Raw genomic sequence first — 22,090 nt, forward strand, 5'->3', positions numbered from 1 at the left:
CACTCATTGCACGTATTAAGGGCCTCTTTTGCGCAGACGAGTGTGGATATCCCTGTGAATCAGTGGATCGCCCCGTATCTCATCAACTTCTCAATGTTATGCACCAGGCAGAACATACGCCATTGCCCCTGGACCTTCTCACGACCACGTAAAGAGAAACGGCCTAGCCGTTTATTGGTACCAATATTACCGAACACCGGCTCTACCACCGACATCCGGTGACTATAGATCGTCTTTCCCGCGATACTGTCGACGCGCTTTTTCATCCAGTCGGTCGCCGTGCGGCCATTGGTCCAGGTGGTGGACACCTGCCGGCCGTGGCCGTCGCGGGTATCGGCAGAACCGGGGTTGCGCATGCACTGGTGTTTGAGGTGACAGTGGCGGCAGTCAGTCAGGCGGCCCTCAAAGAACAGCTTGCGCTTGCCCTCACTGACTTGCTCCTCCCTGTAGAGAAGCAGTTCTTTACCGGCTGGGCAGATACAGGTCTTGCGGCGCTTATCGAAGGTGAATTCCCTGGCAGGAATCACCTGCTTGACGCCCACCAGGGTATCGCGATGACGCTTGCCATACTTTTCTTTTTGTTTGGCGAACGCCTTGTCCCGCGAGCGGAACTGGTTGTCGGGGATATAGGCGTTGATGCCTTCCTCTTTCAGATAGGCATTATTGCCCTCGTTGGAGAAACCAGTATCGGCGGTCACGATGGTGCCATCGGCGAGGATGTCCGGATGGATGCCGGCTTTCCGGTAGTGTGCGGTGAGACCATCCAGCATGGGCTTGAGCGTATGGTATTCCTGGCCCTCGCCGAAAGCCTGCGCCTCGACAATGATCTGGTGTTTCTTGTCCACTGCGGCGACACCGTTGTACCCCTGGATGGTGCCCTTGCTGGTGGTCATCTTGGCCGACTCATTGTCGGTGATATTACTTTTGACTTCTTTCGGGGTCTTGCCTTGCCCCATCCTTGGGGCTTGCGTCTTTAGGAACTTGTCTATCTTCTCGAAGTGCTGCTTGAGCGTATCCGTCGCCTGCGCCAGTCGCTGCTTGCGCTCCCGCTCGGCGGGCTTGCGGCCATCCAGCTTCTTGTGTTCCTTGATGCAGTGCCGGATCTTCTTGCGGATCTTGGCCTGCTTTTGCTCGAGTTCCTTGAATGTACCGGAGTGCTCCTTACTGGCATTCGACGGCATCTTGCAACCATCAATCGCAAACAGCTCGTTGCCCAGCAGTCCCTCCTGGTCACATACCATCAGTACCTGCTCAAAGATCGACTCGATCGCATCCGGGTAACTGCTGACAAAGCTGGCGATACTGGTGAAGTGCGGCACTGAATCGCAGGAAAGCGCCTTGAAGATGATATTGTGCTCACATTGCCACTGGATCTCGCGGCTGGAGGTGATGCCCTTGGAGTATGCGAACAGGATGATCTTTAACAGAATGGCGGGATCGTAAGCCGATCGACCACCGGCGTCATTCTGGTACTTTTCGTAGAAGGCAGACAGGTCGATATGGTCATCGATCAGGTGGTGGAGGGTAAATTCGAAGGTATTCGGCTGCAATTGCTCTTCGAAATTGATCACAACCATCGCGTCCTGGTTGTAATTGTACCGCTTGAAGTTTGGCATGGCGGGATTCCCCTTTTCGACCTGCCAATTCTATCAAAAAACACTATATTTTAAGAGTTTTTCTACAGCCAGAACGCCGCCAGCAGGGGCGGCTTACCTTGTGCGCTTTTTGCGCAAAAATGGGAGCACAGCGACCCGCGCAAAACCCGCACAAGGTAAGCTGTCCCGCGGAGGGCCGCAGGCCCGGAGCAAACTGCCTGGCTTTGTTATAGGTTTTCCACTGCACGCTTGATTTCTTCGCAGCTAGATTCGTAACCATGCAAAGGCAGCTTTTCAAGATCATTGCTCAACTCAATGAGGTCGCTCTTTTCATCTGATTTTTGTACAGCTTTAACTTCGGCTGTAATTTTTCTAATAACCTCCGAATAACACATGTTGGTGTTAAATGAGGTAGAGAACGCACCAAACCAGTAAGCAATGCCGATACATAACAGAATAAATACAGACAGTACCAACCCCAAAGTGACTTTCATTATCTGACTGACCTATAACAGTTTATTCATGGGCATGGTCATATCTGCCCATATGCCTATATCTGGACATACATGGCTACATCTAACCATTGATGTCGATATCTAGCCACATATCGGCGTAACAGTCACTCTTACCGCCGGACCCAGCAATTACACGCAATTACGCCTACCTTTCGGTTTCGACGGCCATAAAACATACAAAGCCGGCACTCACGCAGTGAAATGCAATAAAAAAAGGGCCCTGACAGGGCCCTTCTGTGCTCAAAATCCTGTTGGATCCGGTGGAATACCAGTTACCACCCCATCCGTGCGATGGTGACCGGACGGCTGGCCGACAGCTTGCGGCCGGTGTCGTCTGTGGCGGTCAGCGTGATCCGGTAGCTGCCGCGCTGGTCGTAGCGGTGCCAGCCTCCGGTGCCCTGCTCCAGGGTACCGTCGCCGAAGTTCCAGCTGTAGCTCTGGTACGCGGCGCCCCGCCCACGGGCGCTGACCCATACCCAGTTCAGGAAGCGGTGTACGCGGAAGCGCAGTGGTTGCGCGTTTTGGGCATCCGGAGCCACGACCTGGCGCTGGACCATTGTGGTGGCCCCTAGATCATCTTCCACCAATAGCGTCGCGGTGTATTTGCCCGGCGCCCCGTAGCGGTGCTTCGGGTTCTGCTCGTCGCTGGTTGCTCCATCGCCGAAAGTCCACTGCCAGCGCACGATTTCACCGTCCGCATCCGAACTGAGGTCGGTGAACTGGACATGCCGATTTGCGGTATCAACAGTGAAATCGGCCTGTGGCGCGCTGTTGGCCGGGGTCAGGTCCAGCTCCACGATTACCGGGTCGTGGTCCGAGGCTCTGTAGGCGTCGGCGCTGTAGAGGCTATTTACCTGCTCCGCACTCTTGTACTCCGTGTTGTAGTCCAGCGCCCGGGGCTCATCGGCGTTGATATGCCAGGCAGTGGCACCGGTGACCGAAGGCGCCAGGGCAGCGTTGGCCAGGGCATGGTCCAGGTAACCCGCCTGGCCGGCGAAGATATAGGAATACGCCCCGCTGCCGCCGAACTGGTCCAACAGGTCGGTATAGCCGGCCTCCTTCAAGGTGGTGATGGGGTTTTCCCGTGCATAGCTGTTCAGGTCGCCGAGGACCAGCACCCCCTCAGTGCCGGTACCAGCGGGATCGGTGGCGATCCAGCTGGCCAGCGCTTCGGCGGCCTGGGTGCGCACCCGGTTCCAGCAGCCCTGGCCGTCGTTCTGGTCATCATCGAGGCTACCGTCACCGGGGCAGCTGCCCTTGGACTTGAAGTGGTTAACGGCTATCGCCACGGTTCCGCCACTGGATATTTCCGTAAACCCTTGCAACAGCGGCTGGCGGTTAAGGTCATCAAACGGGTAGCTGTCCAGGGTGACGGCGGGGCCCAGCGGCTGCACGCGGTCGCTGCGGTAGACGATACCCACCGTAATCTGGTCGTCGCCCAGCTGCGCGGTGCCCGGATCGACAACACCATACACCTCGGCACCGGCGGTGGTATTGAGACCATCCACCAGGTCCCGTATGGCACTATCGGCGCCGTAGCCGTCGTTCTCGATTTCCATCAGGCCGATGATGTCTGCGTTCATGGCCCGGATTGCAGCGATGATTTTGTCCCGCTGGCGCTGGAACTCTTCCGGGGTGTCAGCACCGCGATCGGTCGGGAATCCTCCACCATTACCGTCGCCGTTGAAGTAGTTCAGCACATTGAAGCTGGCCAGCCGCAGGCTGCCCTCACCCGGTAGCTCCGGCGCCGGGTTTCGTGGGTTGGTATCGCTGAACTGCGGCGCCTCTACCGGGTGTACACGGTAGGCTCCGAAACCGTAGCCGATCACCCCGCGCAGGCCGGCAACCCTAGCCCCCGCGCGCAGGCTGTTAGTGGCATCCAGCTGCGGTGCCGGGTAGGGAATTACCCCTGGGTTCTGCACCGTTGAACCGTCATCCAGCAGTATGCGGTTCAGGTCATTGGCGGCCTGCTGGGCCAGGGCCGCCGGCCCCGGCTCGACGATATTGGTGGGAATAAACAGGCGGCCGAAAGACAGCTCTGCCTCCCCATAACGGGCCAGGTTGTAATGGCCGGTGACGGTCAGTTCCTGCGCAAATTCCACCAGCATGCCCTCGAAACGCTCGGGCGCATCGGCGCTGGCAAAAGGCAGTACCGGCTGTGCAGCGGTAACACTGTGACCGCTGCTACAGACCTTGACGCCGTCGATCCCGGTCAGCTCGGTAAAGTCGTAATACTCGGTGACATTGCCGACGACACGCACCAGGTCACCGACCTGTACCTCGACACCAAAACCGCTGTCATAGACGAATAGGCCCTCTGAGGTAGTATCGAGCCCATCCTGGTCTGCGTCCTCTTCCTGCAGGAAGAATCCCCCCAGGCCACTGGCCGTGTCCCGGAAATCCCCTACCACCACGGCCTCCACCTCGACGCGTTCACCGTCGAGCGGGCTGGCGGCACCACTGCCCTGTACGGCGCTGACCAGGGTGGCGGACTCGCCGCACTGGCCCATCGCGACGCCGCCACCGCCAGTGTCGCCATCGGCCCCGCCGTGAGAGCCGAGGTTGTCAAAGTTGTCCTGCCCGGCACTGGTCCATTCAAGAAGCGGATCAAAGGTGTTGCCGCCATCGGTACGGCCGCTGGTGACCCCCTCATTGCGCCGTAGTGTCTGGTTCTGGGTGCCCACCGCGCTGTCGCCCCACTGGCTGCCGGGGTCCACGCCGACCTGGCCGATCACATCCACCGGTTGTCCCAGCCGGCTCAGCACGACTGCGTCATCGCCATTGAACAGGCCGCCGCCATAGGTCTGGTCCGCCTGCGCCAGCATGGCGGGATCGGCGCTGCCATGAGCCAGCACGAATACCTGGCCGTCGGCCAGGGCCCCTGTCAGGCCAATACTGGCACCCGGCGATACCGAGCCGTTGAAATAGACCTCTACCGCATAGTCCGCCAGGTCCACGGGTGCACCGGTACCGTTATAGATTTCCAGTGCCTTGTTGTTACTGCTGCCCTCGATGTATTCGGATATCAGCAGGTCCGCGGAAGCCACACCGGGAAGCATGCCGGAGAGAAGTAACGTGGGCAGCCATGCGCCCTTGAATCGTTTCATTAGGTTTGTCCCTGTCGTTATCGTGCAGTGGAGGCTGCGTTCACAAGTGCCCGGGATGACACTCTCAACCCGGCCCCAGACACGCGGTTTATTCCCCCTGCGCTAATGGATTTCCGGAACAACCGCTTCCGGGAGCGCGACAGGATGACAGCCGTTTCCTAACAACAGATGAGAAAAGGATGAAGAATTGCGGTACAGGAGGTTACCGTGTGGAGCATCCCACACTTGCAATGTGACTGGTGACCATTCATAAAAAACCCGCGTTATGGCGGGCTTCACTCGTACAAATCCAGGTGGGCGATCAGGTCCCTCCCCACACCTCTTCCAGCCGCTGGTCGCGGCCACAGCGGTAGCGATAAAACTTGTAGCGCACGGGGTTGCGCTGGTAATAATTCTGGTGGTACTGCTCGGCAGGGTAGAAGGTAGCGGCTGGGACAATTTCAGTAACGATTTTCTTGCCCAGTTTTTCCTCTAGCACTTTCTTGCTTTCCTCGGCCTGGCGCTTCTCGCGCTCATTGGCATAGAAGATGGCACTGCGGTACTGGCTGCCGCGATCACAGAACTGGCCGCCGGCATCGAAGGGGTCCACATTGCGCCAGAACACCTGCAATAGCTGCGGGTAGCTTACCTTGCTCGCATCGTATTTCACCTGCACCACCTCGGCGTGACCGGTACCCCCGCTTGAAACCTGGTCGTAGGTGGGGTTTTCCACTTCGCCGCCGCTGTAGCCGGATGTTGTCTCCAGTACACCCTCAAGCTTGTCGTAGGGCGGTTCCATGCACCAGAAGCAGCCGCCAGCAAAAACCGCGGTACGGATGCTCTTGGTATCGTCCTGGGCCAGCGGGCCCGCCGCACCGATAATCAATAATAAGGCCAGTAGCCAGCGCATCCTCACATTCCTTCTCCGGGTTATGTATATGTGCACCATACGTGCATAGCCGCGCTCCGGATTCCGGGGCGGTATCTCTCAGACCACGCCCCGCAGCGCCCGTTCAAGGATGGCGCTGTATCCGGCCGCATCGAATTCCAGCGGGTTGCCCGCCGCCGCCGCGTCGGCCACAGCCATATTGCCCACCTGCTCCACCTGGTCAGTGCCGATACCGATTTCCTCCAGGCTGTGGGGAATACCGATCTCGGCGCGCAGGGCCAGGATCCAGTTGAGTACACCGGCAAACCCCGCCTGTGGCAGGTCCAGGTAGCGCGCCAGCCGCTCCATTGGTGCCTCCAGTGCGTCGCGATTGGCCTGCAACACGTAGGGCATCAGTACCGCATTCAGCAGGCCGTGGTGCGCATCGTAGAGCGCACCCAGCGGGTGGGACAGCGCATGCATGGCCCCCAGCCCACGCTGGAAGGCGGTGGCACCCATGCTGGAAGCCACCAGCATCTGCTGGCGCGCCTCGATATTACGTCCATCCGCCACCGCACGCGGCAGGTATTCATGCACCAGCCGCATGCCCTCCAGTGCGATTCCCTCGGCCATGGGGTGGTAGCCGCGCGCACAGAAAGCCTCCAGATTGTGCGAGAGCGCGTCCATGCCGGTGGCAGCAGTGATACTGTGGGGCAGCCCTGTGCTCAGCTCCGGGTCCAGGATCACCAGTGCCGGCAGCATTTTCGGGTGGAAGATAATCCGCTTGACCCGGGCCACCTCGTCGGTGATTACCGACGAGCGCCCCACTTCCGAACCGGTGCCGGCGGTGGTGGGAACGGCGATGACCGGTACCATGCCGGCCTCGTCCACACGCCGGAAATTGTCCCCGACGTCCTCGAAATCCCACAGTGGCCGCCTCTGTCCGGCCATCAGGGCGATGGCCTTGGCGGCATCCATGGCCGAGCCGCCGCCGAAGGCTATTACCCCGTCGTGCCAGCCGGCACGCAGGGCCGCCACCCCACTGTCCACATTGGCGCCGTTGGGATTACTTTTCACATCGGCAAACACCGCAATCTTCAGTCCGTCATTGCGGCAGATCCGCAACGCGGTTTCCACCATTGGCAGGTCCGCCAGGCCGGGATCGGTCACCAGCATTGGCGTGTGGATTCCCAGCTCCCGGCAGGCCGCGGGCAGTTCATTCACCCTGCCGGGCCCCACGCGCATGGCGGTGGGGTAATTCCAGTTTACGGAGGGGGCTCGGGTGTTCATGGCGGGCCTCGGGGCTCAGGGTTGGTGTTTCAGGTGAAAAGACTTGGGACGGGTCAGGTGTTCGTAGCCGATGCCGGACAGGGTGCAGCCGCGACCGGAGTTCTTGACGCCGGTCCAGGCCAGGGCCGGATCGAGGTAATCACAGCGGTTCATAAATACCGTACCGCATTCCAGCCGCCCACCCAGTGCCAGTGCGGCCTGTTCATCGGCGGTGAAGATGGCCGCGGTCAGGCCGAATTCGCTGTCGTTCATGAGTGCCAGCGCCTCGGCATCATCGCGTACCGGCATCAACCCCACGACCGGTCCGAAAGACTCCTCGCGCATCACCCGCATACTGTGGTCCACGCCGGTAAGCAGCTGGGGCGCCAGGTAGGCAGTGCCGCGCCGGTCCATGGCAAAACCGGACGGATCGATATGGGCGGTGGCACCCGCGGCAATGGCCTCGTCCACCTGGGCGCGGACAAAGTCGGCCGCCTCGGCACGCACCAGCGGGCCCAGGTTGGTGTCCGGGTCATCGGGCCGGCCCAGCCGGTAGGCGCCCACAATCCCGGCCGCGCGCTCCACAAACTCGTCGTGCAGCGACTCGTGTACGTAAATACGCTCGATACCGCAACAGGACTGGCCGGAATTGAAATAGGCCCCGTCGATCGCGGCGGCCACCGCATGGTCCAGGTCCGCGTCCGCCCGGACATAAGCGGGATCCTTGCCGCCCAGCTCCAGGCCCAGCTTGATAAAACGACCCGCGGCAGCGCGCTCCACCATGCGACCACCGGCCACCGAGCCGGTAAAGGCCACATGAGCCACTTCCGGTGCGCGCACCAGGTTCTCGGTGTCGGCATGGGACAGGTGCAGGTACTGGAATACCCCCTGCGGCAGCCCGGCTTCGGCAAACACCTCCACCATCTGCTCAGCGCACAGCGGCGTCTGTGCGGAGTGCTTCAGGATCACCGCATTGCCCGCCAGTAGCGCCGGCACCACGGCATTGACCGCCGTCAGGTAAGGGTAATTCCACGGCGCCACTACCAGGGAAGTACCCAATGGTTCGCGCCGGATCAGTCGCGTGAAGCCGGTCTTTTCCGGCAGGCGGATATCCGCCAGGGAGTCTGCGGCAATATCTGCCATGTAATTGGCCCGCTCGGCAAAGCCGAGGATTTCGCCCTCGGCGAAGCGGATCGGCCGGCCCATCATCCAGCACAACTCTTCCCCCAGCCGCGCCCTGCGATCCAGCATCAACATCACTGCCTGGCGCACGATGGCGACCCGCTCGGCCAGCGGGGTGCGGGCCCAGGCCGGTTGCGCACCAGCCGCCAGCTCCAGTGCCGCGCTGATTTCAGGAGGTTCCGCCAGCGGGCGCTCGACGTAGACCGAGTGATCGATGGGCGAAATACACTGCAGTTTTTGCATGAATTCCAGTATCCGGTAATGGTCGGCGCGGGCCTGCCCGCGCTCAGATAATCTCGAAGTAGCGCTCCAGCTCCCAGTCGCTCACATGGCGACGGTACTCCCGCTCCTCCCACTCGCGGCTGGCGACAAAATGGTCCACGAAGCTGTTGCCGAACAATTCCCGCGCGGCGTCTGACTCCCTGAGGCGTTGAGCCGAGTCCCACAGGGTGAGCGGCAGGGCCAGTTCCTCCGGCTGCTCCAGCGCGTAGGCATTGCCGGCTACCGGCTCGCCGGGCTCCCAACCCTGCAGGATGCCGTAGAGGCCCGACCCCAGCGCTGCCGCCAGGGCCAGGTAGGGATTGGCGTCGGCCGCGCCCAGCCGGTACTCGAGCCGCTGTGATTTGTCGCTGCCGGGAATCACCCGCAGGGCCGCGGTGCGGTTCTCCACCCCCCAGGTGGCTCCGGTGGGCGCCCAGAAACCGGGCACCAGCCGCCGGTAGCTGTTGACCGTGGGAGCCATCATGGCGAGGAGTTCGGGCATCAGGCGCTGCTGGCCGGCGAGGAAATGCCGCTGTACGGCACTCATGTTCTGTGGCTGCTGCGGGTCGAAGAAGGCCGACTTGCCCGAGTCGCAATCGCGCAGGGACAGGTGTATATGGCCGCTCTGGCCCGGGTAGTCGCCGGACCATTTGGCCATAAACGTCGCCATCAGCCCGTTGCGCTGGGCCAGCACCTTGAGGAAGGTCTTGAACAGGGCAGCCTTGTCACCGGCAGCCTCGGCGCCGTCCACGGTGATCGCCGCCTCCAGCACGCCCGGCCCGGTTTCCGTATGCAGCCCCTCGATGGGGAAGTCCATCCGCTCGCCCAGCTCCAGGATCTGGCGATGCAGTTCCGAGTGGACCGAGTTGCGGATGACCGAGTAACCAAACCAGTCCGGGGTAAAGGGTTTGAGGTTGCGGAAACCTTTTTCCCGCGCGGAATCCGGCGTCTCGTCAAACAGGAAGAATTCGTACTCCAGTGCGCCCATGGGCTCGAAACCCGCCTCACGGCAGCGTTGCACCACCCGGCGCAGGGTGCCGCGGGGACAGACCTCCTCTGCCTGGCGGTCAAACTCCGCCAGGAACAGCAACATGCCATCCTCGAAGGGAATCTCACGACAGCTTTCCGGGAGAACCCGCACCGGGGCATCGGGATAGCCCGTGTGCCAGCCGGTGTAGCTGGCATTGTCGTAGAGCTGGTCCTTGACGTCCCAACCCAGTATCACGTCGCAGAAAGCGAAGCCGTGCTCCAGGGCGGAGAAGAATTTGTCGCGGCTCATGTACTTGCCGCGCATCACGCCGTCGTTGTCAAACAGCCCCACCTTGACGTGGGTCAGCTGGCGTTCTTCGACAATCTGCCGGGCCTGGGCGGCAGTCCGTACCTCTCGCGGCAATAATCCGGGGGGCTGGCTCGGATCGAGCATCGGGGGCCTCGCTATTGTTGTTATCCACCAGCGGGTATCTCGCTAACAGCATAGTCAATGCGGGGCCATTCGGTGACCACAGGGCCAGATGTGCACTTCCCGCACGCCGGTGCTTTCAGCGACGCCGCGCAGGGTTTATAATCCGCCCTCCCGAATTTTCGTCCACTTTTTAATCAGGAACAGCAATGAGCTTCGACAAGGTTTCCGCAGGTAAGGACCTGCCCAACGATATCAACGTCATCATCGAAATCCCGGCCAACCACGACCCGATCAAGTACGAAGTGGACAAGGATGCAGACGCGGTGTTCGTGGACCGTTTCGTGGCCACCCCGATGTTCTACCCGGCCAACTACGGCTACGTGCCGCAGACCCTGTCCGAGGACGGCGATCCCCTCGACGTGCTGGTTGTGGCCCCCTACCCGGTAATGGTTGGCTCCGTGATCCGCTCCCGCGTAATCGGCGTGCTGAAGATGACCGATGAGTCCGGTGTCGACGCCAAGCTGCTGGCGGTACCGCACACCAAACTGACCAAGCTGTACGACCACGTACAGGAAATCGGCGACCTGCCGGAACTGCTGCTGAAGCAGATCGAGCACTACTTCGAGAACTACAAGGCGCTGGAAGCCGGCAAGTGGGTGAAGGTAGACGGCTGGGACAACGCCGACGCCGCCCGCGCCGAAGTTATGTCCTCCCGCGAGCGCTACCTGAAAGAGGAAGGCTGAATACGCCATTCCGCCCAGGTATAAAAAAACCGGCCATATGGCCGGTTTTTTCGTTTCTGGAGCTGTCCGTGGCAATAGCCCTATTGCAGCTGCCAGTCCGGCACGCTGATCGGAGCGGCGGCCGGCCGCTGGTGTTCATTCTCCTCCACCAGGTTGCCCTGCTGCGGTTTAAGGCTCAGGTGGCCGGTATCCACGTCCACAGCCGCACTGCGCTGGCGCTCGCTGTCCCGCACCAGGTTGCCTTCCATCGGGGCAACACTGAGGCCTGCCGCACCGGCAGCCGGTTTCTGCTCCGGGGCACCGGCTGTCCCGGCTCGCGATTGCGAGGGAGTTGCAGCGGATGAACTTCCCGGCTGTCCCTCGGCCTTCAATACGGCCTTTGCCCCCACTTTCTCCAGCGCCGCGAGCATCTGCTGCGCCTGCGCCTCGGGCAGGTTTTTCTTGATCGCCAGCGGGCGACCGCTGAACAGTTTCTCCACGGTGTCCGGCCCGGCCTTGAACAGGCGCGCCAGGTTGGCCTTGACGTCGCCGGCAGTAAAGCCCGGCACCAGGTCGCCGCGGAATATCAGGCTGTAGCGAGGTTCGGACATGGCTTCCTCAATCCCCTGTCATGCTTTCTTCATTGTTGTTATGGCTATTATGCCGGCCTGGCGGTGGGATTCCGTCGCTCAGTCGTCAGAATCCAGGGTCTGGTCCATGGTATAGGCCGGAGCCGCCGCCGTCCTGCCGCCCACCTGGCGCGCCGGCACACCCGCCACCGTGTAATGGGCCGGCACATCGGCCAGCACCAGGCTGCCGGCGGCAATCTTTACCCCCTCCCCCACATGCACCGGGCCCAACACCTTGGCACCGGCACCGATCATTACGCCACGGCCGATCTTCGGGTGACGATCACCCCCACCGCTGCCACTGCCGCCCAGGGTCACCGAGTGCAGGATGGAAACGTCGTCGCCCACCACCGACGTCTCACCCACTACCAGCCCGGTGGCGTGATCAATCATGATGCCGCGGCCGAAACGGGCCGCAGGGTGTATATCCACTGCGAACTGTTCCGATACCCGGCTCTGGAAATACAGCGCCAGCGTGCGGCGCCCCTGCTCCCAGAGCCAGTGCGAAACCCGGTGCGACTGCAGGGCATGGAACCCCTTGAAATAAAGGAAAGGCGTGAGGTAGTGCTCACAGGCGGGGTCGCGGTCATACCAGGCACAGATATCCGCCTGCATGGCCCGGGAAATTTCCGCGTCGTTCTGCAATGCGGCGGCAATCACTTCCTGTAGCGCCGTGGCCGTCAGCGCGCTGTGGTCGAGTACCGAGGCGAGCTGGTAAGACAGCGCATCGTCCAGGGATTTGTGCCGCAGGATGGTATTGTGGAAATAACTGGCGAGCACCGGCTCACCCGCGGCCAGTTCCTGCGCCTCGACGCGCATCATGCCCCAGACGTCGCGCCCATTGCCGCCGCCATGATTGCTTCCCTCGATTGCGCTTCCCTCTCCCATTGGCTACCGCCTGGCTCCCGTCTGGCTCATGTCATTCTCTTAGCTGGCATTCTCACAACCGGTACTCACCCGGTATCCGGGTAGCATTCCGGCGGCACACGGATAAACCGCCGGTAGATATCGTCGAGATTTGCGCAGACAGTGTCGCACAGTTCCAGCTCATTGTGCTCCCACAACCGCCGCAGGCCATCCGCTGTCAGCAGGTCATCCAGCTCGCGGGAACGGGGCGCATAACTCAGGTGCCAGCGTTCCGGCGCGATACCGCCCCGATCCTCTGCATAGGGCCGGAACAGGCCATGGCTTTCCCCGGCGGCAATGCGCTGGTCCAGCCAGCAATGGAATGGACCGAATACGCCGCAATCCTCCACTTCCCGGGGGGTGAGCTGCGGGCGATAGTCCTCCGGCACCGCAGCGGCGTCAATAACATCAAAGTCCGTACCCCAGTGGTGTCGCGAGGCGCCGGGCAGAGCCGACCAGCGCAGGATGGCGTAAACCCGGTCCCGGGGTGAAAGTGCCGCCGCATCCAGGGGCTCCCCCCCGCTGTCCAGCAGCGGGCGCTGGCCACCGGCCTTGCCGTTCCAGATCGTGCGTTGGCGCTCGAAGTCGCGGAATCCTGATACCACACGGGGTTCAAACCCGGCCGCACGTGCATCCTGGCGCAGGCGCTCAAAGGCCACCAGGGCCTCCGGGTGCAAAAGCTGCCCGGAAATCGGTTCAAGAATGACATGTTCATCCGAGAGCCCAAACAACATCCGCTCAATCGCGGCATCTAACATCACATGTACCCCGGTTTAAGGCCTGAATCCCAGTAAATTCCAGCTAAATTTACTACATTTCCGATATTGGACGGTATCAAAAGTCAGCTGAGGTCCAGGCGACAAGTCGCCGGTTCAAAACTGGCATGTAACTCCAAAAAAGTTGCTTACTTCTTTTGCTAATCAGCTTTTGACTGCTTATCCACTTATGTTATTTTGCATAGCCCGGTTCAAGGAATGAGCCGATCCGTGCATTGCCGGCGCCAGAATCTGGCACCGCCGATTAAAGTGGCGTATCTACCAGGGAAGACCACCATGCACCCGAGTCAATCAGAGCTCCTCAAACTCAAAAACCTCGGACTCGCGTCAGTCAATATTCTCCATTCCATCGGGATTCGCACTTGTGATGACCTGCGCCGGATCGGTCCGGTGGAGGCCTTTACCTGCATCCGGGCCCGCGGTATCAACGCTTCCCGTGTACTCCTCTACGCATTGCAGGGGGCACTGCTGGATGTTCACTGGAACGAGCTGGACCCCGACCTGAAACGACGCCTGGCCGATGAGGCGGATCGCGCCATGTCCGCGCAGGGCCAGGACTGACCCGGGCGCGGGAACCAATCCGGCATGCCACTCCCGCGGCGGGGCGAATCTTGTAATCTCCCCGCAGCGCCCCAATCTACACTTCTCCCAAGGATTACTACTGGAGAGTGAGCCGATGTTGCGCATTGGTTTGTTTTTACTGACTAACCTGGCCGTGCTGGTGCTGGCCGGGATCATTTTTAACCTGTTCGGTTTCCAGGGGATTCTCGCCGCCAACGGCGTGGACCTGAACCTCACCGGGCTGCTGACTTTGTGCGCCGTATTCGGTTTCGGTGGCGCCCTGGTGTCGCTGCTGCTTTCCAAGACCATCGCCCGGATGAGCACTCGCACCCAGGTGATCACCCAGCCGCAGACAGCCGACGAGCAATGGCTGGTGGATACCGTGCGGGACCTGTCCGAAAAAGCCGGCATCGGGATGCCCGATGTGGGCATCTTCCCCATGCAACAGGCCAACGCCTTTGCCACCGGCTGGAACCGCAACAGCGCGCTGGTAGCGGTGAGTGCCGGCCTGCTGCAGCGCTTTAACCGCGACGAGGCGCGGGCGGTCATCGGCCACGAGATCGGTCACGTCGCCAACGGCGACATGGTGACCCTGGCACTGGTCCAGGGCGTGGTAAACACCTTCGTCATGTTCTTTGCGCGCCTGGTGGGCTTTTTCGTGGACCGGGTGATCCTGAAGAACGAGCAGGGCCTGGGGATCGGTTACTTCGTGACTTCCATCATCATGGATATCCTGTTCGGCTTCCTGGCCATGATGGTGGTGGCCTGGTTCAGCCGTCGACGGGAGTACCGCGCCGATGCAGCGGGCGCCGACCTCACCACCCGCGAGTCGATGGCCGCGGCCCTGATGCGCATCAAGTCTGAATCCGAGGCCGGCCGCGAGCAACCGCTGCCCAGCAACATGAAAGCCTTTGGCATCTACGGCAATATGGGGGCGCTGATGGCCAGCCATCCGCCGCTTGAGGATCGTATCCTGGCCCTGCAGAATCGATAACCGGGGACGGCCCCGTCCCCAGGTATGGCCGGTCCGCGCCAGCGCGGCCGGCTGCTGTCCCAGTTAGAACAACATACCCGGACCATGAAAAAACTGGTTTCACTGATTTTCGCCATCACCCTCCTGGCGTTCCCCTGCCTCGCCAGTGCGGGATCCCTGCTGCCCGACTTCTCCACCGACGACGAGAAGAACACCATGCAGGTGTTCAATTTTGCCAGCCCATCCGTGGTGTATGTCACCAACGAGACGCTGGTGCGGGATCGCTGGAGCCTGCGCATGCACACGGTGCCCAAGGGCGCCGGCAGCGGCTTTATCTGGGACCGCCAGGGACATATCGTCACAAATTTCCATGTGATCGAGGGCGCGCGCAAGGTAACCATCACCCTGCAGGACCGCAGCGAGTGGCCGGCGGAGCTGGTGGGATCCGCACCGGAGAAGGACCTGGCGGTGCTCAGGATCAATGCGCCACCGGAGCTGCTGGCACCCCTGGTGCCGGGAACCTCCAACACCCTCTCGGTCGGCCGCAAGGTGCTCGCCATCGGCAATCCCTTCGGGCTGGACACCACCCTGACCACCGGTGTGGTGAGCGCCCTGGGTCGCGAGATACAGGCTGCCAATAACCGCACCATTCGCAATGTGATCCAGACCGACGCGGCCATCAATCCCGGCAATTCCGGTGGTCCGCTGCTGAATTCCCGCGGCCAGTTGATCGGGGTGAACACCGCCATCTACAGCCCCAGCGGCGCCAGCGTAGGCATCGGCTTTGCCATCCCCGTGGACACCGTGAAAAAAATCGTACCGGAACTGATTGCCCACGGCCGCCTGGTGCGGCCAGTACTGGGTATCGAGTCCGCGCCGGACCAGTGGGCCAGCCGCTTTGGCTTCGACGGCGTGGCAGTGCTGCGCATTGCTCCCGGCATGCCCGCGGAGGAGGCCGGGCTGCGCGGCGTGTTCCGCACCGAACGCGGTGGCTGGCAGCTGGGGGACGTGATCATCGCCGTGGATGACGATCCCGTGCGTAATTATGATGACCTGCTGAATGCCCTGGAAAAACACCGTGCGGGCGACCAGGTAAGGCTGGAGTTCCTGCGCGACGGCCGGGAACAGCAGGCTTACATCACACTGGCCGCACCGGAGTAAACTGGCGCGGCCGATAAAACGCAGAAAACACTAAAAGGGTTAGCGTGCAGAAATACTTTCTTTGTCGTTACGACGAGTTGAGCGAGGGGCAGTCGAAAGGCTTTTCCCTGGGGGACACGGCCGCAGGCACGGACAATGTCTTTGCGGTGATGAAAGACGGCGAGATCTACGCCTACAAGAACAGCTGCCCGCACCAGGGCATCAACCTGGACTGGCAACCCGACCAGTTCCTGGACCCGGATGGGGCACTGATCCAGTGCGCCTCCCACGGCGCCCTGTTCATGATCGAGTCCGGCGAGTGCATTGCCGGCCCCTGTGCCGGCGACGCCCTGACCCCGGTGCCGATCGAGCACAGCCCAGAGGGACTGTACGTTATCCTGGCGGAATGACAGCGCGGTGGCGGCTGCCAGGACCAAGGTGTCGTCGCAGCCCCGGGGCAAACGGGCCCCTTACTGACCTGCCCTAGACGCTGAAGGGCACGGAATCCGCCAGTGCAATTTCCCCGGCGCCCAGATGCGCGCGATACGCGATAACCTCAACGCCCGCGGCAACCGCCGTGTCCAGCGCAGCGGCATAAGCCGGGTCGATTTCCCGAGCCGGCGCCACCGTCTGGATGCCCGTGTGCTGCACACAGTAGAAGAGCACCGCGCGCACACCTTCTTCGGCCAGCTTCTGCAGTTCCCGCAGGTGCTTGGTGCCCCGCGCACTGACTGCATCCGGGAACAGTCCCCGGCTGCCCTCGGCCAGGGTGACGTTTTTTACCTCGACATAGCAGTCGCCCCTGTCGCCGGACAACAACAGGTCGATGCGGCTGTTTTCGGCGCCATAACGCACTTCCCGCCGCACCCGCTCGTACCCCTGCAGCTCGGTAACAATGCCGTTGGCAATTGCCTCCTCCACCAGGGCATTGGAGCGGCCCGTATTCACCCCCGCCAGCGCCTGCTCCGGAGTGGTGGTGATCTCGAGGGTGTGCCGGTACTTGCGCTTGGGATTACCGGAATCCGAGTACCAGCAGGGGCTGTTCTCTACCCAGCAGTTCTTCATCGAACCGGTGTTGGGGCAGTGAATGGTGAAAATGTCGCCGGTTTCCGTTTGGATATCGGCGAGAAAGCGCTTATAGCGACGCAGCAGCGTGCCCCGTTGCAATGGAGGATTAAACTTCACAGTAAGACCTTTGCGGACAAATCTTGCGCCACAAAATACCAGACAACATTTTGTGGCGCGAACTGCAGAGATTTGATAGTTTCCTCGCTCTCGGTCGCCCGGGGTATGGCGCCGGGACAGGAGCAGCCTGCCGCTTATCGGACCGATGCATCTTCCCAGACGGTTACCAAACCGCCAACAAGGTTAAAAATGCATCAACCCGGTAAAATCCGGTCTAGGCTAGTGTCCAGCCTCACGCGAATTGCAGGCGCGGGACCGGACATATTGAATTTGGTGGTACAGCCCTCATATCAGGGGGCCCGTATAGAAAGAGAGGCAACGACTATGCCCAAAACTGCTGCGAGCACCGAATCTCTGCACGGCTTTGAGCCCTACAAGGAGAAGAAGGGCGAAGAGTACATGAACGAGAAGCAGCAGGAGCACTTCCGCAACTTGCTGCTGGCCTGGAAAGCCGAGCTGATGGCGGAAGTGGACCGCACCGTTTCCCACATGAAAGACGAGGCAGCCAACTTCCCGGACCCGGCCGATCGGGCCAGCCAGGAAGAGGAGTTCAGCCTGGAACTGCGCACCCGCGACCGCGAGCGCAAGCTGATCAAGAAAATCGACGCCACCATCGAACTGATCGACCAGGACGATTATGGCTTCTGCGAGGCCTGCGGCGTGGAAATTGGCATCCGTCGCCTGGAGGCCCGGCCCACCGCCACGCTCTGCGTCGACTGCAAGACCCTGGCGGAAATCAAGGAACGGCAGATCTCCGGCTGAGCTCTGCCAGCCCCTGCGGGCGATCCCGGTGATCGCCCCGCTCCCCTCCCGGGGCAGCGGTGTCCAGCGCCGCTTTGCACACACCTTCCCATGATGACCTCGGCACGCTATATCGGTCGTTTCGCGCCCTCGCCCACAGGCCCGTTGCATCTCGGCTCACTGGTTTCCGCCGTGGGGAGCTACCTGGATGCCATCGCCCATGGCGGCCAGTGGCTGGTGCGGATGGAGGACCTGGACCCGCCCCGCGAGGAACCGGGCGCGGCCGACCGTATACTGAAGTCCCTCGACGCCCACGGCCTGCACTGGCACGGCCCCCTGTGCCGGCAGAGCCAGCGCCATAAGCGCTACGACGAACGGCTCGCAGAGCTGGCCGGGCGCGAACTGACTTATGCCTGCCACTGCTCCCGTGCCCAGATTCGTCGCCGCGGCGGCCACGACAACGACGGCTGCCGCGCCACCCGCGAGGAACAGGGACCCAGCGCGGTGCGCCTGAAGTGCGCGGGCGGAGAGGAACACTTCGACGACATCTGGCACGGCGCGCAGCACCAGGCGATCGCCGAAGACACCATCCTGCGCCGCCGCGACGGTCTCTATGCCTACCAGCTGGCGGTGGTGGCGGACGATATCGACCAGGGCATCACGCATATCGTACGCGGCGCAGACCTGCTGGAGACCAGTGGTGCGCAACAACGACTGTTCCGGCTTTTTGGTGCGGCAGTACCGCAATTCGGGCACCTGCCCCTGGTGATGAACCCCGGCGGACAGAAACTCAGCAAGCAGAACCAGGCACCGGCACTGGACGACCGGCAGCCATCCGCCAACCTGGTGCAGGCGCTCGGGTTTCTCGGTTTCCATGTCCCCCCGGGCCTGGAGGCTGAGACACCAGAGGCTATCCTGCACTGGGCCACTGCCCGCTGGCAGCGACACCAGGTGGACCGGCGCAACCGGGAACCGGCGCAGATTGCACAGACGGGCACCGGCCATTAACATTTTCCCGCCAATTTCCACCGGAATCCCGCTGCCCGGGCGCAACCATGAGTAATCGCACACTGCTAATCCTGCTGGTACTGGTGGGCTATGTCTTCTCCCCCACCGTGTTTACCTGGATGATCAATCCGTCCGGGGCCTGGTATCGCCCGTTTATCCTCTGGTTTGTGCTGATCCTGCTGGCACTCTTCATCCAGCTCAGGCGCGGCTCCAATGACATTTGATATTGTCCATATCGCACTGATCGGCGTGGCGTATATCGCCATGCTGTTTTTTGTCGCCTTCGCCACCTCCAAGGGCTGGATGCCGACCCGATGGGTGCGCCGGCCACTGGTTTATGTCCTTTCACTGGGTGTATCACTCAGCGCCTGGACCTTCTACGGTGTAGTGGACCTGGCCTGGCAGCACGGCTATGGGGTTCTTGCCTACTACCTGGGTACCGGCGCCATGTTCCTGTTTGCGCCCGTGGCGCTGGAACCCCTGTCAAGACTGGCGCAGCGCTACCAGCTCACCTCGCCCGCGGACCTGCTGGTATTCCGCTACCACAGCCGCGGTGCCGGCACCCTGGCCACGCTGTTTATGTTGCTGGGCCTGCTGCCGCTGATTGCCCTGCAGATCCAGGCGGTGGCCGAGACCCTGGCCCTGCTCTCCAGCGACAGCGTCGCCGCGCTGGCACTGCCGGGGGCCGGTATCAGCGCCAAGAACCTGATCGCCTTCTTCTACTGTGTGCTGCTGGCGGTCTTTACCGCCCTGTATGGCGCCAACCGCGAACGGCGCACTGGCCTGGTGGCGGCGATGGCGGTGGAATCCAGCGTCAAGCTGGTGGCGCTGCTGGCAGTGGGCCTGTATGCGGTATTCGGCGTGTTCGGCGGTATGGGCGGGCTCGACCAGTGGCTGGCGGACAACAGCGACATGCAGCAGCTCCTGTACAGCCCAATCGAGCAGGGTTCCTCCCACACCCTGCTGCTGGTATTTATCGCCACCGCGGTGGCCATGCCCCATATCTTTTACCTGAGCATCGCCGAGCGCTCCGCAGAGAAAACCCTGCGCATCGCCAGCTGGGCATTCCCGCTGTTCCTGCTGCTGATGGCACTGCCGATCTTCCCCATCATGTGGGCCGGCTTCGCGCTGGATGTGACCGAGCCAGTGCAGTACTTCGCCCTTGCCGTGCCTCGAGCGAGCGGTTCGGCGTTGCTGACGGTGGCCGCGTTCGTGGGCGGACTCTCGGCTGCCACCGGTGCCCTGATCATGATCACCCTGGCCCTGTCCACCATGGTGATGAACCACTGGCTCCTGCCCGGGACCCGCTGGCACTCCGAAGACAATATGTACCGCCAGCTGGTATGGCTGCGCCGGGCGATCGTAGGCGCACTGTTCCTGGCCGGCTTTGCGTTCTACCTGTTGCTGAACAACCGGCTCTCCCTTTCCGACCTGGCCCTGATGGCGTTTATCGCCTCACTACAATTCCTGCCCGGGATCTTCGCTGTCATTCACTGGCCGCGAGGCAATCGCCGCGGGTTTATCGCGGGTTTGCTGGCGGGCATGCTGGTTTGGGGAGGCGGGCTCCTGCTGCCATCCATCTTCGCGATCGACGGCTTCACCCTGCCGGGTACCGACCTGCAGCTGCCTCTGGGCATGGCCATCTGGACCCAGGTCACCACCCTGTCGCTGGCAGTGAATGTGCTGCTGTTCGTGGGGCTCTCACTACTCACCCCGACCAGTAACATGGAGCAGTATGCCGCCGACCTCTGCAGCGACGACACCCTGAGCCAGGCCCTGCGGCTGGAGCTGGACGTGCAGTCCGCCGCCGATTTCCGCCTGCGGCTGGCGGAGAGCCTGGGCGCCGCCACCGCCAATCACGAGGTCAAAAAAGCCCTGCGACAGTTGCGGTTACCGGCAGACGAACGCCGCCCCTACGCCCTGCGCCAGCTCCGCAACAAGGTCGAGGCCAACCTGTCGGGCCTGCTGGGGCGTGTGCTCGCGGGCCAGATCATCGATCGCCACATCCCGTTCAAGAACAGCGACCAGCCCGCCAACCGGGATATTCACCTGATCGAGTCGCGCCTGGGCCGCTACAAGAACCAGCTCACCGGCCTGGCCGCGGAACTCAACAACCTGCGCCTGTACCACAGGCAGATGCTGGAGGAGCTGCCCCTGGCCGCCTGCTCACTGGGAAGTGACGGCGAGGTCCTGCTATGGAACTATGCCATGCAGGACGTCACCGGCATCGCCGCCGGCGATGTCCTGGGCGCCAAGCTGGATTACCTGCCCGAGCCCTGGCACAGCCTGCTGCGCGACTTCGCTGCATCGGACGAGGGCAGCCGCTTCAAGCAACAAGTGGACATCGACGGCCACAGCCACTGGCTGAACCTGCACAAGACCCGCCTCAGGAGCAGTGCCAGCCCCCGCGGGCGCCGGGAGCCCAGTGATGCCCAGATGCTGCTGGTGGAGGACATCACTGAAACCCAGGTGCTGGAGCAGGAGCTGATCCACAGCGAGCGACTGGCTTCGGTCGGCCGCCTGGCCGCTGGGGTCGCCCATGAGGTGGGCAACCCGGTCACCGGGATCGCCTGCCTGGCCCAGAACCTGCAGTTTGAGTCGGACAGCAACGAGGTGCGGGATACTGCCGACCAGATCCTCAGCCAGACCCAGCGTATCAGCCGCATCGTCCAATCCCTGGTCAACTTCTCCCACAGCGGCAAGCAGGAGAGCGAGCGCGCCCCGGTAGATCTCTACGCCACCGTTCAGGAAGCGGTGCAATTACTTTCCCTGCAGCGCGACAAGACCCAGGTGACCTTCACCAACACGGTTCCGGAGGACCTGGTGGCACCGGGCGACAACCAGCGCCTGATCCAGGTCTTTATCAACCTGCTCAGCAATGCCCGCGACGCAAGCCCCGATGGCGGCAATGTGCACATCCACGGCTACATCGAGGGTGGTTACGCCTGCGTTTCGGTCACCGACGAGGGGCCGGGCATTTCCCCACGCCACCGCGAGCGCATCCTGGAGCCTTTTTTCACCACCAAGGAGCCCGGCGAGGGAACGGGGCTGGGCCTGGCAATGGTCTACAGCATCGTGGAGGAGCATGAGGGGCAACTGGAACTGGTCAGCCCTGCCGACCAGGAATCCGGCCGCGGAGCAAAGTTCATAGTCCAGTTACCCCTGGCAAGATAAATGTCGCTGGGGTGCGGATCTGGGCAAAATTCGTGCAAAGTTGGTGACAAAAGTCCCAACTGAGTTGCAACGAAACGCTTTGCGGGTAAAACTAGGC

20 protein-coding genes are annotated in these 22,090 nt (G+C 61.9%); 9 read left to right on the forward strand and 11 right to left on the reverse strand.

Going from position 1 to position 22,090, the window contains the following annotated elements; all coding sequences use genetic code 11:
• Positions 1–59: 59 nt before the first annotated feature.
• The 7 genes from LVE68_RS05855 to LVE68_RS05885 all read right to left on the reverse strand — a co-directional run bounded on the left by LVE68_RS05855 (position 60) and on the right by LVE68_RS05885 (position 10,199).
• Positions 60–1,616 carry a transposase gene (locus tag LVE68_RS05855; RefSeq protein WP_232940126.1) on the reverse strand — a complete coding sequence of 519 codons (1,557 nt, stop codon included), beginning with the start codon at positions 1,614–1,616 and terminating at the stop codon, positions 60–62.
• A gap of 206 nt (positions 1,617–1,822) precedes the next feature.
• Entirely contained in the window at positions 1,823–2,089 is a 267-nt protein-coding gene (locus tag LVE68_RS05860) for a hypothetical protein (protein WP_233006089.1), read from the reverse strand.
• Between the two features lie 293 nt (positions 2,090–2,382).
• Positions 2,383–5,217, reverse strand: coding sequence for an ExeM/NucH family extracellular endonuclease (locus tag LVE68_RS05865; protein ID WP_233006090.1), 2,835 nt, complete (start codon positions 5,215–5,217; stop codon positions 2,383–2,385).
• Between the two features lie 301 nt (positions 5,218–5,518).
• Entirely contained in the window at positions 5,519–6,106 is a 588-nt protein-coding gene (gene msrA, locus LVE68_RS05870) for a peptide-methionine (S)-S-oxide reductase MsrA (protein ID WP_237064082.1), read from the reverse strand.
• 78 nt (positions 6,107–6,184) lie between these two features.
• Positions 6,185–7,354, reverse strand: coding sequence for an iron-containing alcohol dehydrogenase (locus LVE68_RS05875; protein WP_233006091.1), 1,170 nt, complete (start codon positions 7,352–7,354; stop codon positions 6,185–6,187).
• Between the two features lie 15 nt (positions 7,355–7,369).
• Positions 7,370–8,758: an aldehyde dehydrogenase family protein gene (locus tag LVE68_RS05880; protein ID WP_233006092.1), complete on the reverse strand. Its 1,389-nt coding sequence runs from the start codon at positions 8,756–8,758 to the stop codon at positions 7,370–7,372.
• 43 nt (positions 8,759–8,801) lie between these two features.
• Entirely contained in the window at positions 8,802–10,199 is a 1,398-nt protein-coding gene (locus LVE68_RS05885) for a glutamine synthetase family protein (RefSeq protein WP_233006093.1), read from the reverse strand.
• Positions 10,200–10,384: 185 nt separating this feature from the next.
• Between LVE68_RS05885 and ppa the strand changes: the two genes are divergently transcribed.
• Entirely contained in the window at positions 10,385–10,921 is a 537-nt protein-coding gene (ppa, locus tag LVE68_RS05890) for an inorganic diphosphatase (protein ID WP_233006094.1), read from the forward strand.
• An 80-nt stretch (positions 10,922–11,001) separates the two neighbouring features.
• Here ppa and LVE68_RS05895 read toward each other — a convergent pair whose 3' ends face one another.
• The 3 genes from LVE68_RS05895 to LVE68_RS05905 form a co-directional block, all read right to left on the reverse strand.
• On the reverse strand, positions 11,002–11,511 hold the full coding sequence (locus tag LVE68_RS05895) for a hypothetical protein (protein ID WP_233006095.1): 510 nt from the start codon (positions 11,509–11,511) through the stop codon (positions 11,002–11,004).
• A gap of 78 nt (positions 11,512–11,589) precedes the next feature.
• Positions 11,590–12,417 (reverse strand): serine O-acetyltransferase, encoded by an 828-nt coding sequence (cysE, locus tag LVE68_RS05900; RefSeq protein WP_370636794.1) that lies wholly within the window; start codon positions 12,415–12,417, stop codon positions 11,590–11,592.
• A 65-nt stretch (positions 12,418–12,482) separates the two neighbouring features.
• Complete coding sequence (locus LVE68_RS05905) at positions 12,483–13,193, reverse strand: M15 family metallopeptidase (protein WP_233006684.1); 711 nt, start codon at positions 13,191–13,193, stop codon at positions 12,483–12,485.
• Positions 13,194–13,487: 294 nt separating this feature from the next.
• On the opposite strand from LVE68_RS05905, the gene LVE68_RS05910 reads away from it, so the two are divergent.
• From LVE68_RS05910 to LVE68_RS05925, 4 genes are all read left to right on the forward strand, one after another.
• Complete coding sequence (locus LVE68_RS05910) at positions 13,488–13,772, forward strand: TfoX/Sxy family protein (RefSeq protein WP_233006096.1); 285 nt, start codon at positions 13,488–13,490, stop codon at positions 13,770–13,772.
• Between the two features lie 115 nt (positions 13,773–13,887).
• Positions 13,888–14,766: a protease HtpX gene (gene htpX / locus LVE68_RS05915; protein ID WP_233006097.1), complete on the forward strand. Its 879-nt coding sequence runs from the start codon at positions 13,888–13,890 to the stop codon at positions 14,764–14,766.
• Positions 14,767–14,850: 84 nt separating this feature from the next.
• Positions 14,851–15,906: a S1C family serine protease gene (locus LVE68_RS05920; RefSeq protein WP_233006098.1), complete on the forward strand. Its 1,056-nt coding sequence runs from the start codon at positions 14,851–14,853 to the stop codon at positions 15,904–15,906.
• Between the two features lie 44 nt (positions 15,907–15,950).
• Entirely contained in the window at positions 15,951–16,295 is a 345-nt protein-coding gene (locus LVE68_RS05925; RefSeq protein ID WP_233006099.1) for a Rieske (2Fe-2S) protein, read from the forward strand.
• 73 nt (positions 16,296–16,368) lie between these two features.
• Here the strand turns inward: LVE68_RS05925 and sfsA are convergent, their stop codons facing one another.
• On the reverse strand, positions 16,369–17,070 hold the full coding sequence (gene sfsA, locus LVE68_RS05930; protein WP_233006100.1) for a DNA/RNA nuclease SfsA: 702 nt from the start codon (positions 17,068–17,070) through the stop codon (positions 16,369–16,371).
• Positions 17,071–17,394: 324 nt separating this feature from the next.
• Between sfsA and dksA the strand changes: the two genes are divergently transcribed.
• From dksA to LVE68_RS05950, 4 genes are all read left to right on the forward strand, one after another.
• Positions 17,395–17,832 (forward strand): RNA polymerase-binding protein DksA, encoded by a 438-nt coding sequence (gene dksA / locus LVE68_RS05935; RefSeq protein WP_233006102.1) that lies wholly within the window; start codon positions 17,395–17,397, stop codon positions 17,830–17,832.
• Positions 17,833–17,922: 90 nt separating this feature from the next.
• On the forward strand, positions 17,923–18,819 hold the full coding sequence (gene gluQRS, locus LVE68_RS05940) for a tRNA glutamyl-Q(34) synthetase GluQRS (RefSeq protein WP_233006104.1): 897 nt from the start codon (positions 17,923–17,925) through the stop codon (positions 18,817–18,819).
• Between the two features lie 47 nt (positions 18,820–18,866).
• Positions 18,867–19,043, forward strand: coding sequence for a hypothetical protein (locus LVE68_RS05945; protein WP_233006105.1), 177 nt, complete (start codon positions 18,867–18,869; stop codon positions 19,041–19,043).
• A complete protein-coding gene (locus LVE68_RS05950; RefSeq protein ID WP_233006106.1) occupies positions 19,033–21,993 on the forward strand; it encodes an ATP-binding protein in 2,961 nt (986 codons plus the stop codon). The genes LVE68_RS05945 and LVE68_RS05950 overlap by 11 nt, the downstream gene beginning before the upstream one ends.
• Positions 21,994–22,090 lie beyond the last annotated feature (97 nt).

Origin of the sequence: Microbulbifer sp. YPW16 (assembly GCF_021290385.1) — a bacterium.
GTDB lineage: Bacteria > Pseudomonadota > Gammaproteobacteria > Pseudomonadales > Cellvibrionaceae > Microbulbifer > Microbulbifer zhoushanensis.